This window comes from Streptomyces sp. NBC_01003 (assembly GCF_045162695.1).
Lineage (GTDB): Bacteria > Actinomycetota > Actinomycetes > Streptomycetales > Streptomycetaceae > Streptomyces.
In genome coordinates, this window is sequence record NZ_CP108707.1 from 2,040,565 (window position 1) to 2,052,674 (window position 12,110).

At 69.7% G+C, this 12,110-nt stretch carries 14 protein-coding genes and 2 pseudogenes; 8 read left to right on the top strand and 8 right to left on the bottom strand.

Annotated features, from left to right (window positions below):
* Nucleotides 1-510 precede the first annotated feature (510 nt).
* The 4 genes and pseudogenes from OG698_RS09635 to OG698_RS09650 form a co-directional block, all read right to left on the bottom strand.
* A complete protein-coding gene (locus OG698_RS09635) occupies nucleotides 511-1,749 on the bottom strand; it encodes an MFS transporter (RefSeq protein WP_406102630.1) in 1,239 nt (412 codons plus the stop codon).
* Nucleotides 1,746-2,206, bottom strand: a pseudogene (locus OG698_RS09640) (ArsI/CadI family heavy metal resistance metalloenzyme). Before OG698_RS09640 ends, OG698_RS09635 begins: the two are co-directional and overlap by 4 nt.
* Nucleotides 2,207-2,266: 60 nt before the next feature.
* Nucleotides 2,267-3,646, bottom strand: coding sequence for an NAD(P)-binding domain-containing protein (locus OG698_RS09645; RefSeq protein WP_406102631.1), 1,380 nt, complete (start codon nucleotides 3,644-3,646; stop codon nucleotides 2,267-2,269).
* A gap of 32 nt (nucleotides 3,647-3,678) precedes the next feature.
* The gene (locus OG698_RS09650; RefSeq protein WP_406102632.1) at nucleotides 3,679-3,849 is read right to left on the bottom strand and encodes a hypothetical protein; all 171 of its coding nucleotides are present in this window, start codon (nucleotides 3,847-3,849) and stop codon (nucleotides 3,679-3,681) included.
* Between the two features lie 73 nt (nucleotides 3,850-3,922).
* Between OG698_RS09650 and OG698_RS09655 the strand changes: the two genes are divergently transcribed.
* Nucleotides 3,923-4,288, top strand: coding sequence for an ArsR/SmtB family transcription factor (locus tag OG698_RS09655; RefSeq protein WP_406102634.1), 366 nt, complete (start codon nucleotides 3,923-3,925; stop codon nucleotides 4,286-4,288).
* Nucleotides 4,289-4,420: 132 nt separating this feature from the next.
* On the top strand, nucleotides 4,421-4,870 hold the full coding sequence (locus OG698_RS09660; protein WP_406102635.1) for a GNAT family N-acetyltransferase: 450 nt from the start codon (nucleotides 4,421-4,423) through the stop codon (nucleotides 4,868-4,870).
* Nucleotides 4,871-5,033: 163 nt separating this feature from the next.
* On the opposite strand, the gene arsB is transcribed toward OG698_RS09660, so the two are convergent.
* Nucleotides 5,034-6,146 (bottom strand): ACR3 family arsenite efflux transporter, encoded by a 1,113-nt coding sequence (gene arsB / locus OG698_RS09665; RefSeq protein WP_406102636.1) that lies wholly within the window; start codon nucleotides 6,144-6,146, stop codon nucleotides 5,034-5,036.
* Complete coding sequence (locus OG698_RS09670) at nucleotides 6,146-6,451, bottom strand: helix-turn-helix transcriptional regulator (protein WP_100595489.1); 306 nt, start codon at nucleotides 6,449-6,451, stop codon at nucleotides 6,146-6,148. The genes arsB and OG698_RS09670 overlap by 1 nt, the downstream gene beginning before the upstream one ends.
* 76 nt (nucleotides 6,452-6,527) lie before the next feature.
* Here OG698_RS09670 and OG698_RS09675 point away from each other — a divergent pair, with 76 nt between their 5' ends.
* The 3 genes and pseudogenes from OG698_RS09675 to OG698_RS09685 all read left to right on the top strand — a co-directional run.
* Complete coding sequence (locus OG698_RS09675) at nucleotides 6,528-7,163, top strand: low molecular weight phosphatase family protein (RefSeq protein WP_406102637.1); 636 nt, start codon at nucleotides 6,528-6,530, stop codon at nucleotides 7,161-7,163.
* 78 nt (nucleotides 7,164-7,241) lie between these two features.
* Entirely contained in the window at nucleotides 7,242-7,661 is a 420-nt protein-coding gene (locus OG698_RS09680; RefSeq protein WP_406102638.1) for an arsenate reductase ArsC, read from the top strand.
* A pseudogene (locus OG698_RS09685) lies at nucleotides 7,658-8,188 on the top strand (NAD(P)/FAD-dependent oxidoreductase); the annotation flags it as partial. The gene OG698_RS09680 and the pseudogene OG698_RS09685, both read left to right, overlap by 4 nt.
* 643 nt (nucleotides 8,189-8,831) lie before the next feature.
* Here the strand turns inward: OG698_RS09685 and OG698_RS09690 are convergent.
* Entirely contained in the window at nucleotides 8,832-8,996 is a 165-nt protein-coding gene (locus OG698_RS09690) for a hypothetical protein (RefSeq protein WP_406111743.1), read from the bottom strand.
* Between the two features lie 33 nt (nucleotides 8,997-9,029).
* On the opposite strand from OG698_RS09690, the gene OG698_RS09695 reads away from it, so the two are divergent.
* The 3 genes from OG698_RS09695 to OG698_RS09705 are packed head-to-tail and all read left to right on the top strand — an operon-like array spanning nucleotide 9,030 to nucleotide 11,184.
* Nucleotides 9,030-9,377 (top strand): fumarylacetoacetate hydrolase family protein, encoded by a 348-nt coding sequence (locus tag OG698_RS09695; protein ID WP_406102639.1) that lies wholly within the window; start codon nucleotides 9,030-9,032, stop codon nucleotides 9,375-9,377.
* The gene (locus OG698_RS09700) at nucleotides 9,374-9,976 is read left to right on the top strand and encodes a maleylpyruvate isomerase family mycothiol-dependent enzyme (protein WP_406102640.1); all 603 of its coding nucleotides are present in this window, start codon (nucleotides 9,374-9,376) and stop codon (nucleotides 9,974-9,976) included. Before OG698_RS09695 ends, OG698_RS09700 begins: the two co-directional genes overlap by 4 nt.
* 20 nt (nucleotides 9,977-9,996) lie before the next feature.
* Complete coding sequence (locus tag OG698_RS09705; protein WP_406102641.1) at nucleotides 9,997-11,184, top strand: FAD-dependent oxidoreductase; 1,188 nt, start codon at nucleotides 9,997-9,999, stop codon at nucleotides 11,182-11,184.
* A 101-nt stretch (nucleotides 11,185-11,285) separates the two neighbouring features.
* Here the strand turns inward: OG698_RS09705 and OG698_RS09710 are convergent, their stop codons facing one another.
* A complete protein-coding gene (locus OG698_RS09710) occupies nucleotides 11,286-12,023 on the bottom strand; it encodes a TetR/AcrR family transcriptional regulator (RefSeq protein WP_406102643.1) in 738 nt (245 codons plus the stop codon).
* Nucleotides 12,024-12,110 lie beyond the last annotated feature (87 nt).

The following is a 12,110-nucleotide window of genomic DNA, read 5'->3' on the forward strand; positions in this document are numbered from 1 at the left end:
GCGGCGCTTCAGGCGTATGCCCGTCGCGGCCCCTTTGCCTTCGAGAGCAGGAGGTCACGGGTGATGACCGGTGACAGGCGCAGCAGCCGGTCGGCCAACTGCTCGGGATCGAGCGGCTCGTCGCCGTCGACGATCCAGTCGTTGACGAGGCCCCAGGCGCCCCGTCCGCGATGAGTGCGGCCAGGTCCCGGGCGGTGGCGGCGTCCAGGTCAGCACGTCCACCCCGCTCAACCCCTCCCGCATCCGACACCAACGGCCAGCACGGCAAGGACCGAGCCGCAATACGGGGACCGAATTCGACGAAGAGTCACAAGACGGACGATCCCCTGCTACCGATCACGCCCCTGACCAGCACGAGCACCCCACGCCCGACCCACACCAGCCCCGGTGACCTGAAGGAATCAGGATGGCGAGACTTCGATTGGCATCTGAACCGCTCCGTCGGTAAGGCAACAAGGTGACCAGCCATGGCCGGTAATTCCGCTCCGGCAGGCCTGCCACCCACACCGGTCAGCGTTCGTCATCGCCAACGTGCGTGTTCGTCGGTGCCGACCTGGCGGCGACCAGCGTTGCGATGCCAGAGAGGAAGGCCAGCACCGCGAAGAGGGCCGGGTAGCCGCCCAGCGGTGCGGCAAGTGCCGCGCCGACGAATGGTGCAAGAGCGCAAGCAGCGGTCGCGGGGGCGGCGAGCAGTCCGGACAGGCGGCCGTAGTGGGTGGTGCCCCACCGGTCGGCGATGGCGGTGGCTTGCAACAGGGTGAGGTTGCCGCGGACCATCCCGGCCGCGACGGACAGCACGACCAGAAGGGTGCACGGACCGGGGACGATCGCGAGTGCGGCCGTGGTCACACCGCCAAGGGCGATCAGTGACGTGGTGCGGGCGGTCACTGCCGTGCGGCGGGCGAGGACTGCGTAGAGGGTGCGGCCGAGGGTCTGTCCGGCGCCGCCGAGGCCAAGGGCCCAGGCGGCTTGGCCGGTGCTGAGACCGCGCTCCAGCAGGAGCGGAACAAGGGCGACGACGACGGCGTACACGGCGAACGCAGACAGAGTGAGGGCCGAGGCCAGCATCCAGAACGGCCGGCTCCGGGCCACTTGGACTGCCCCTCCGTGGGCATGGCGTGGCGCTGAGGCAGCCTTCGGCCACGGCGCCTTGAGGGCAAGGGCGTGAGTGAGGATGGTGACCGCGGCGAGGATCAGGGCCAGAACCAGGTAGGTGGCCCGCCAGGTGAGGTGGTCGGCGAGTACCGCGGTCAGGGGCGCGAAGACCGTCGAGGCCAGGCCGCCGGCCAGGGTGACGATGGTGAGGGCGCGGACGTGGTCGGGGGCCCACCAGCGGGTGAGTGCGGCGAACGCAGGCTGATAGAAGGTCCCCGCCATCGCGAGCCCTGCCACCATCCAGCCGGCGAAGAAGACGAGCAGGTTGGGTGCGGCAGCGATGAGGAGAGTCCCGAGGACGCCGAGGACGGATCCTGCGGTCATGACGGTGCGCGGGCCGCGGTGGTCGATGATCCGGCCGACGCGCATCCCGGCGATCGCGGAGATCAGCAGGGCGGCGGAGAACGCGGCCGTGGTCGCCCCGACGGGCCAGCCGGTCGTGGCGGTGATCTCCGGATTGAGGACGGGGAAGGCGTAGTAGACGATGCCCCAACTGGTGATCTGCGTGGCGCACAGGGCGGGCAGCACAGCGCGCGGCCGCGACCGGTCCCCGGTTCCGGTCGCGACCGCGGCTGAGCCATCCGAGTCGGTCACGGGCAGCAGCCCCCGGCCTGGACCGGGACGCTCTCGCTCTCAGCGGCCGGGCCCGCGCAGCACGCGTCAGCCTTCTGCTTGGTCACTGCTTCGGCGTCGGCCTTGACGACGTAGACTCCCAGGGCTCCTGGCCAGGACCGTGGACCCACACCTTGTCCTGCAGGGCATAGCAGCAGGTGGTGTCGTTCTCAACGTCGGTGGCCAGACCCGCGCCGGCCAAGCGGTTGGTGGCGGCGTGGACGCCTTCGGTGGTTTCGACTTCGACGCCGAGGTGGTCCATGCGGGTCTCCTCGCCCGGGACGCCCTGGATGAGGACGAGCTTGAGCGGGGGCTCGGCGATGGCGAAGTTGGCGTACCCGTCGCGGAGTTTGGTCGGCTCGGTGCCGAACAGCTTGCTGTAGAAGGCGATCGAGGCGTTCAGGTCAGGGACGCGCAGGGCGAGCTGTACTCGGGACATGAGAATCCTCCTGACGCTGGGATGGTGCCCCCGCCGGATGGCCGGCGCACTGGGGGCGAATCAGCAGCAGCCGCCCGATGACGGCTCCTCAACGGTGAGGGCAGCGGCGGCGCCCACGCCGATCTGCACAACGGCAGGCGCCGGAGCGCAGCAGCCGCCACCCTCGCCCTGCTCACTGGCGGGGTCGTCGAACAGGCCTGCGCCGCCGCACACCCCGGTCTCGGGCAGGGCAAGTTCGACGCGGTCGGCGGACTCGGTGTCCCCGGCGATGGCGGCGACGACGGAACGGACCTGCTCGTAGCCGGTCATGGCCAAGAACGTGGGCGCGCGGCCGTAGGACTTCATGCCGACCAGGTAGATGTCCTGCTCGGGGTGGGAGAGCTCGCGGTGCCCGTGGGGGTAGACGGTGCCGCAGGAGTGCTGGTTGGGGTCGATCAGCGGGGCCAGCTCGAGTGGGGCCTGGAGGCGCTCGTCCAGGCCCAGGCGCAGCTCGGACAGGAAGGAGAGGTCCGGGCGCAGGCCGGTCAGGACGATGATCTCGTCGACCGGGTCCAGGCGTCGGCCGTCCTCACCGATGAGGATCAGCCGGCCGTCCGCATCGCGCTCGACCGCGTCGGTGGGGAAGCCGGTGACCGCGTCCGCGTAACCGTTGTCCACGGCGGCCTTCGCCGCCAGGCCGAGCGCGCCCCGGGCTGGCAGCTGGTCGGCGGTGCCGCCGCCGAAGGTGGACCCGCTGATGCCGCGCCGCAGGATCCACACCGCGTGCGTGCCGGTCTCCTCCTTGGCGAGCTCGGCGAGGGAGGCCAGGGCCGTGAACGCGGACGCGCCGGAGCCGATCACGGCGGTGCGCTTGCCCGCGTAACGAGCGCGCACGGCCGGGTTCTTCAAGTCGGGAACGCGGTAGGTGATCCGGTCGGCCGCTGCCCTTTCCCCGAGGGCGGGCAGGCCGCTCGCGCCGGCGGGGCTCGGTGTGGTCCAGGTGCCGGAGGCGTCGATGACGGCGCGGGCGAAGACGCGCTCCTCCCCTGCGGGGGTGGTGAAGTGGACGACGAACGGCTGGCTCTCACGGTCGGCGTCGACGATACGGTCACGGCCGGCACGGGAGACCCCGGTGACCGTGGCCTCGTAGCGGACCCGCTCGCCCAGGGCGTCGGCGAGCGGCTGGAGGTACTCGTCGGCCCACTCGCCTCCCGTGGGATAGGCGGCGGCGTCGGGCTTGGTCCAGCCCGTCGGCGCGAGGAGCTTCTCGGCCGCCGGATCGACGAGTTCGCCCCAGGTGGAGAACAGCCGCACGTGCGACCACTCGCGCACGGCGGACGCGGCGGCAGGGCCGGATTCCAGCACCAGGTGCCCGATACCGCGCTCGTTGAGATGGGCTGCGGCGGCGAGCCCGGCGGGTCCGGCTCCGATGACGACGACGGGGAGCTGCTGCTCACTCATGACGGTCGGTCTCCTGAAATGGGTGGGAGGAATCAGCGGGCGAAGGAGAGCGCGGACATCTGGTTGCGCCGCTGGTGGGCCGTGGCGCGGCAGGAGCTGTCGCAGACCTGAGCACGGCTGTCGCAGAAGGTGACGCCGGCCAGATGACGAGCCGTGCGGCGGGCCCGGGCGGCGGTGAGAGCGGTGCGGATCAGTGCGGTCACGACAACCCCTTATTTCGATGCCTGTCTATGTCTGGACCTTGCCACTCGTATCGACGAGTGTCAACATAGACGTATGTCGAATTCAGAGGTTGTCGAGCTAGTGGTGCTGGACGGCGAGGCTGTGGTGCCGTGTTGCCCGCCGATCACCGCCGGGGAGCTGTCGCAGGCGGACGCGGAGAAGATGGCCGTGATGTTCAAGGCCCTGTCCGATCCGGTGCGGCTGCGGCTGTTTTCCAAGGTCGCCTCGCACGCGGGCGGCGAGGCGTGCGTGTGCGACATCTCCGATGTCGGCGTCTCCCAGCCGACCGTCTCCCATCACCTGAAGAAGCTGAAGGACGCCGGACTGCTCACGTCCGAACGGCGCGGCACCTGGGTGTACTACCGCGTCGCACCCTCGGTCGTGGCAGCGATGTCGGCCATGCTCGATCTGCGCAACTAAGCCTGCAGTCCAGGCAGTTGAGTTCCGTCAGCACGGCCATGGACGGCCGCGGGCCGGCCCGGGACGATGACGTGCATGCCTACTTGGACTATCGAAGCCGAACCAGTTCTCCGCGCGGGCGTCGACGAGGTGATGCGCGAGTACTTCACCGAGATGGGGCGACGGGTACTGGGCCGTGCCGCCACCGATGCAGAACTTCATACTGTGCTGGCAACGGACCCGCACCTCGATCTCAGCCCGCCCGGCGGCGCGTTCCTCGTCGCACGAAATGAACGAGGAGATTTCCTGGGCTGCGCAGGGGTGCGGTTACTGGACTCGCACACCGCCACCGCGGAGCTCAAACGCATGTACGTGCGCCCTGCCGGACGCGGATTGGGACTGGGGCGCGGCCTGCTGAGGGCTGTCGAGGAGACAGCCGAGCGACTCGGTGCGACCCGGATCGTCTGCGAGACCAACAGCCAGCTCATCGAGGCTCGGACGTTGTACTCCCGGCACGGCTATCAGGAGACTGAGCCATATGAGGGCCACGGCAAGGCGGATCACTGGTTCAGCAAGGACCTTCCAGCGGCAGCACCTGGCTGACCCTCGCCTTGCGCCCGTTCGCCCCCCAAAGAGCCTCTGGATGCGGCAGCCGCAGGCAGGGCCCGGGCGCGGAAATGGCGGAGCCCCGGCCCGGCAACGCGGCCGGTGGCCGACGGCAAGCCGCCCGGGCCCGTGGGCCACCGCACCTCGACGTGCTCCAGAGTCATACAGGTGTACCGATCGCGGACGCGGTGAACTTCTTGCGCCATGCCAAAGCGACGTACACGAGGCCGATCAGTACCGGTACCTCGATGAGCGGGCCGACGACGCCCGACAGGGCCTGGCCGGAGGTGACGCCGAACGTGGCGATGGCGACCGCGATGGCCAGCTCGAAGTTGTTGCCGGCCGCCGTGAAGGCAAGGGTCGCGGTGCGGTCGTAGGCCAGGCCGAGGCCCTTGCCCAGAAGGAACGTGCCGAAGAACATAACGGCGAAGTAGACCAGCAGCGGCAGTGCGATCCGCACTACGTCCACCGGCTGCGAGGTGATCGTCTTCCCCTGCAGGGCGAAGAGGATGACGATCGTGAAGAGCAGACCGTACAGCGCCCAGGGGCCGATCTTCGGAAGGAAGTCGGACTCGTACTTCGCGCGGCCGAGCTTCTTCTCGCCGATGCGGCGGGTGAGGAAGCCGGCGACCAGGGGGATGCCGAGGAAGATGACCACGTTCAGGGCGATCTTCCACATGGAGATGTCGAGGCTCTGGCCGTCGCCGAGGCCCAGCCACTTCGGCAGCAGGTCGAGGTAGAACCAGCCCAGCAGTCCGAAGGCGATGACCTGGAAAACGGAGTTCAGGGCGACCAGGACCGCGGCTGCCTCACGATCACCACAGGCCAGGTCGTTCCAGATGATGACCATGGCGATGCAGCGGGCGAGGCCGACGACGATCAGGCCGGTGCGGTACTCGGGCAGGTCCGGCAGGAAGATCCAGGCCAGCGCGAACATGACGGCCGGCCCGACGATCCAGTTGATGACCAGCGACGACACCATCAGCTTCTTGTCGCCGGTGACCGTGTCGAGCTTGTCGTAGCGGACCTTTGCCAGGACCGGGTACATCATCACGAGCAGGCCGAGCGCGATCGGCAGCGAGACGCCGCCGATTTCGACCTTCGCCAGGGCGTCGTTCAGACCCGGGATCAGACGCCCGAGCCCGAGGCCGACGCCCATCGCGATGAGGATCCACACCGCGAGGTAGCGGTCGAGCGTGGAGAGCTTGGCGACGATGCCGGCGCCGTCCGGCGCACCCTGGTCGGTCTGCGGGGTCGTGTCGGTGCGGCTCATCAGCAGGCCCTCTTGTTCTCGGCGGCAGTACGAGCCGACGCGGCAAGCTCGGCGAACTGTTCGGACAGGCCGGCCAGGACCTCGGGGCACAGCTTGTAGTACGTGAAGCGGCCGCACGGCTCCGTCTCCACCAGGCCGGCTTCACGCAGCACCTTCAGGTGGTTGGAGAGGTTGGTCTGCTTGGCTCCGGTCTCCTCCACCAGGTGCGTCGTGCAGAGCGTCTCTTGGGCGAGCAGAGTGACGATTTTCAGGCGGAGCGGGTCGCCCAGGACCCGGATCACATCAGTGTCGACTGAAGTCAGCATGGACTGATACTCTCACATCACTCGGCGCTGATACCAGTCGGTGCTGATCTTCTGGAACCCGCCGAAGGGGGTTCTCGTGTCCCCGTCCCCCGTCCTGCCCGATGAGCGTCTCGCGGCAGGCGCCGCCCGCCTGGCCACCTCGCACCGCGGCCGCTTCTGCGCGGAGACCGTGCAGAGGGTCATCACCGACTCCTACGAGCGCCTGGCCGCGACCGCCCGCGTCACCACGCACCTGGTCGTCCTGGCCGAGCGCCTGGCGACCGAACGCCTCGACGCCCTGGCGCACATCGAGGGGGCGCCGGGCAGCGGACTGCCGCGGGTGCTGTTCGTCTGCAGCCACAACGCCGGGCGCTCGCAGCTCGCCGCGGCCCTGCTCGCCCACCGCACCCAGGGGCATGTGACGGTGTCGTCCGCCGGCACCCATCCCGCCGCGGCCATCGAACCGGTGGTGGCCCAGGTCCTCACCGAGGCAGGCGTCCCGTCCGCGGAGGCCGCCTTTCCCAAGCCGCTGACCGACGAGGTGGTCCAGGCCGCCGACATCGTGATCACGATGGGCTGCGGCGACGCCTGCCCCGTCGTGGCCGGCCGCCGCTACCTGGACTGGCCCGTCGCCGACCCCGAAGGCGCCCCGATCGCCGTCGTGCGCACCATTCGCGACGCGATCGACGCGCACATAACCGAGCTGCTCGACTCGCTGCCGAGCACCGCCTGAGATCTCCTGAGATCTCCTGAGATCCCCTGCCATCACCGCCTGTTGAGCTGTTCGCTCCACGCCACGAAGGAAGAACCGATGTCCTCCTCCCCGCTCGCCTCCGTGCTGTTCGTCTGCGTCCACAACGCCGGACGCTCGCAGATGGCCGCCGGATTCCTCACCCACCTCGCGGGCGACCGAGTCGAGGTCCGCTCCGCCGGCTCGATCCCCGGCGACCAGGTCAACCCGGCCGCGGTCGAGGCCATGAAGGAGGTCGGCGTCGACATCTCCGACCAGAAGCCGAAGATCCTCACCACCGAGGCCGTCCAGGCGTCCGACTACGTCATCACCATGGGCTGCGGCGACGCCTGCCCGATCTTCCCCGGCAAGAAGTACCTCGACTGGGCCCTCGAGGACCCGGCGGGCAAGGGCGTCGAGTCCGTGCGCCCGATCCGCGACGAGATCAAGACCCGCATCGAGGCCCTGATCGCCGAGATCGACGCGAAGCAGGAGGCATGAACGGCGTGACCGACTCCGGCATACGCGGGGTCGTCATCATCGGCTCCGGCCCCGCCGGATACACCGCCGCCCTCTACACCGCGCGCGCCTAGCTGAAGCCCCTGCTGTTCGGCAGCTCGATCTTCGTGGGCGGCTCGCTGACCACGACCACCGAGGTGGAGAACTTCCCCGGCTTCCCCGACGGCGTCGACGGCCCGGCCCTCATGGAGAACATGCGGGCCCAGGCCGAGAAGTTCGGCGCCGAGATGGTCGACGACGACATCGTCGAGGTCGACCTCACCGGCGACATCTAGCTGCTCACCGACTCGTCCGGCACCGTGCACCGAGCGAAGACCGTGATCGTCGCGACCGGATCCGGCTACCGCAAGCCCGGCCTGGACAAGGAAGACGCGCTCTCCGGCCGCGGCGTCTCCTGGTGTGCGACCTGCGACGGGTTCTTCTTCCGCGACCGCGACATCGTGGTCGTCTGCGGCGGAGACGCCGCGATGGAAGAGGCCACCTTCCTCACCGGCTTCGCCAAGTCCATCTGGTCACGGACAGCGCACACGGCACGTGGACCTTCGCCGTCGACACCCCCACCCCGGATAACCGCCGGACGACCATCCGCCGCGCCGGCTTCCCGAGCCAGGAGCGCCGAGACTGCGCTCTCAGATTCCTCGAGGGCGAGGCGGGCGGGTTCGACGCCGATCCCAACCGACCGTCACCGACTACCTCAACGCCTGACCCACCGCGAAAGCACTGGCGCTCAAGCCGACCACCATGGCCCGCTACCGGGACTACGTCCGCAACGACCTCATCCCCGGCTTCGGCACCCTCAAGCTCGACCAGCTCGGACACCGCCACATCGCCGCCTTCGCCACCAGCCCACTCGCCGCCTGCCGCGGCAAAGTCACACTCTCCAGGTGCCTGGCCACCTCTCCAGCGCCCACGGCGACGCCGTCCGCCAGCACCGCCTCCCCCACAATCCGGCCAGTCCCCCGGTCGTGCGCCGACCGCCCTCACCAGAGCGGCGGATCTGGACACCAGAGCAAGCCGCCCGCTTCCTCGCCCACTGCCACCAGGCCGACCCCGACATGGCCGACCTGTTCGAGGTCCTCATCGGCACCGGCATGCGCAAGGGCAAAGCCCTCGGCCTGCACTGGGACGGGTTTCCGCGCCATCGCCGCGGAGTCATGCGGCCAGGAGGAGCTGAGGACCACCGGTACCGGGAGGCCCCGCGTAGGCCTGGGAGAGCGGCAGCCAGGCGTGCGCGACGGGGCCCGTGGCGGTCAGGGCCAGGTCGTCGAGGCGGCGTCGCCTGGTGGCGAGCAGGCAGAGGTCCAGGGCACTTCGCACGCTCGACGGCAACGCTCAGCTCAGTGAGCCGACATGACGGGTACTCAGGGAGGCCTGGGCGGGCTGCCGCCGCTCGGCCCGGTCCTGGTCACCTCCGACGAGCTTCCCGGCGGCGTCAGCCCGGCACTGACCATGATCTGCTCGGTCGACGGTGACGTCGTGCAGAAGACGGACACCTCCGACCTGGTCTTCGGTCCGGTCGCCCTGGTGCGGTACGCGTCCACGATCATGACGCTGCGCCCCGGCGACGTCATCGCCACCGGGACACCGGGCGGGGTGGGCCACGCCCGCCAGCCCGCCTGCTACCTCGTCGACGGCAACACGCTGGTGACCGAGATCGACGGCATCGGCCGGCTCGAGAACGTGGCGCGCGCGTCGTGAGCAAGCACACCATGAGCACCCGCGACTGGATGGACCAGGGCACCCGGCTCTTCCTGAAGGCCGTGACGAGGTTGAGCGACGACGCGTTCGACGAGCCCACCTCCCTCGAAGGGTGGACCCGGCGCCATGTGATCGCCCACGTGCACTACAACGCCGAGGCACTGCGTCGGCTCGTGAGCTGGGCCGCCACCGGCGAGGAGCGGCGGATGTACGCCGGGCCGGAGCAGCGTGCCGCGGAGATCGAGGCCGGCGCCAAGTTGCCGCCCGCCGAACTGCGCGCCATGGTGTCCCGGTCCGCGGCCACCCTGTCCGCCGACCTCGACGCGCTCCCCGAACAGGCGTGGAGCAGCGTGGTCGTGACCGCCCAGGGGCGTATCGTGCCGGCGGCCGAGATCCCGTGGATGCGGACACGTGAAGTCGCTGTGCACGCGGTGGACCTGAACGCGGGCGTCGGTTTCGGCGACCTGCCCACGGACCTCAATGCGGCCCTGGCCGCCGACGTCCTCATGAAACGTACTGCCGGCGGCGAGGCCGCTGTGCTGGCCGCATGGCTGACCGGACGAGCAGCCGAGGCACCCGTACTCGGTCGCTGGTTGTGAGAATTCGAGGAGGCAACACGATGAGCCCATCCACCAAGGACACCGACGTCGTCATCGTGGGCGGTGGTATCGGCGGCCTTGCCAACGCGTATGCGCTGGCCAAGGCTGGTCACCGCGTGCGCGTGCTCGAACGGGCACCGGAGTTCGCCGAGGTCGGCGCCGGTCTGCAGATGGCGCCCAACGCCACCCGCATCCTGCGGGAGTGGGGCCTGCTCGACGAGGTCATCGAGGCTGGTGTGGTGCCCAAACGGCTGGTGTTCAAAGACGCGCTCGACGGATCCGAGCTCACCCACATCGCGTTCGACGAGGAGTTCCTCGGCCGGTACGGCGCCCCGTACGTCGTCATCCACCGCAGTGACCTGCTCTCGATCCTCGCCCGCGCATGTGCGCGGGCCGGCGTCGCGCTGGTGCCGAACTGTGTCGTGGACGAGGTGGCCACCTCCCTCGACGCCGCCGAAGTCAGCAGCTCGACCGGAAGGCACTGTGCCGACCTGGCCCTGGCCGCGGACGGTCTCCGCTCCGTTCTGCGGCGCGAGTTCAGCGATGACGAGCCGATCTGTTCCGGTTATGTCGCCTACCGAGGTGCCTTCCCGCTCTCGGAGATCGACACCGAGCTCGACGAGCACGCGCTCACCGACGTCGTGGTCTTCTTGGGACCGGGCTGCCACCTGGTGCAGTACCCGCTGCGCCGCGGCGAGATGTTCAACACCGTGGCGGTCTTCGCCTCGCCCGCCTACCAGCGCGGCGAGGAGAACTGGGGCGGCCCCGGGGAGCTCGAGCAGGTATTCGCCGGCACCTGCCCGGAAGTGCGGCGCGGGCTCGACTCGCTCTGGAAGGACCGCCGTTGGCCGATGTTCGACCGCCTCCCGATCCCCCACTGGGCGAACGGTCGCCTCGGTCTGACCGGTGACGCGGCCCACCCGATGCTGCAGTACCTCGCCCAGGGTGCCTGCCAGGCGATCGAGGACGCGTACTGCCTCGCCGGGGAGGCCTCCGTACAGTCCGTGCACGGCGAGGTCGACTGGACCGTCGCGCTGAAGGAGTACGAGAAGGCCCGCACCGTGCGCACAGCCCGGGTGCAGTCGTCGGCACGCGTGTGGGGCGACCTGTGGCACGTGGACGGCCTGGCCCGGCTGATCCGCAACGAGCTGTTCCGCGACCGGCGGCCGGACGACTTCAAGCACGTCGACTGGTTGTACGGCGTCTGACGATCTGTCCTGTCGGACTCTCCCGATGATCCGGCCGCCGAGGTGGGTGACGAATCCCGCCTCGGCGGCCGGATCGTCGTTTCCCGGTTCGCCGGCCGGTGTCACCGCGGGGCGGCCAGCCTCTCCAGCCAGTCGCGCAGCAGGGCCGTCTCTGTGTCGCTGAGGGCGGTGGGCTGCTCGCCGAGGGCCGCGTTCAGGGCGAGGGCATGGATGGCCACGGCGGCGTCTGCGGAGGCGTCCCCGGAGGTCGGGCCGGTGGAGTGGGGGTCGGTGGTCAGAGAGGCCAGGACGGTGTCGCGCAGCCGGGGGGACAGGGTGAGGTCGCGGTCCTCGGCAGGGGTGGAGATCAGGGAGAGGGTGACGCCGGCGCAGGTGGCCTGGATTGCCTGGGCGGCGGCGTCGACGGGGACGTGCAGGCGCCCGGCGCGGGCGGTGCGTTCGACCATGGCGCGCAGCATCGCGTAGGCGTCCTCTGCGGCGGCCGGGCGGTGGCCGGGGCGCACGGTGCCGTACATCAGGACGTAGAAGGCCGGGTGGGTGAGGCCGAAGTCGACGTGCGTGTCCCAGCCGCGCCTCATGTCCTCGACCGGGTCCCCGGTCGAGGACATCGCGTGCTTTTCGGCCAGGTACCGCTCGAACCCGTAGCCGGCCACGGCGTCCAGCAACCCGTCCTTGTCCCCGAAAGCCCGGTACAGGGTGGGGGCCTGCACCCCGGCCGCGGCAATGACCGCCCTGGTGGACAGCGCCTCGCTGCCACCCTCCGCCAGCAGGCGGGCGGCGGCGACGAGGATGCGCTCGCGGGTGTCGGAACCCTTCTCCGAAACTTTTTCTCCACTCATGGAATCAACGCTACCCCACCCCTGTTAGCATCGATGACATCACGGATAACGTGATCTCGATAGCGACGCTAACAATCGATTGGACGA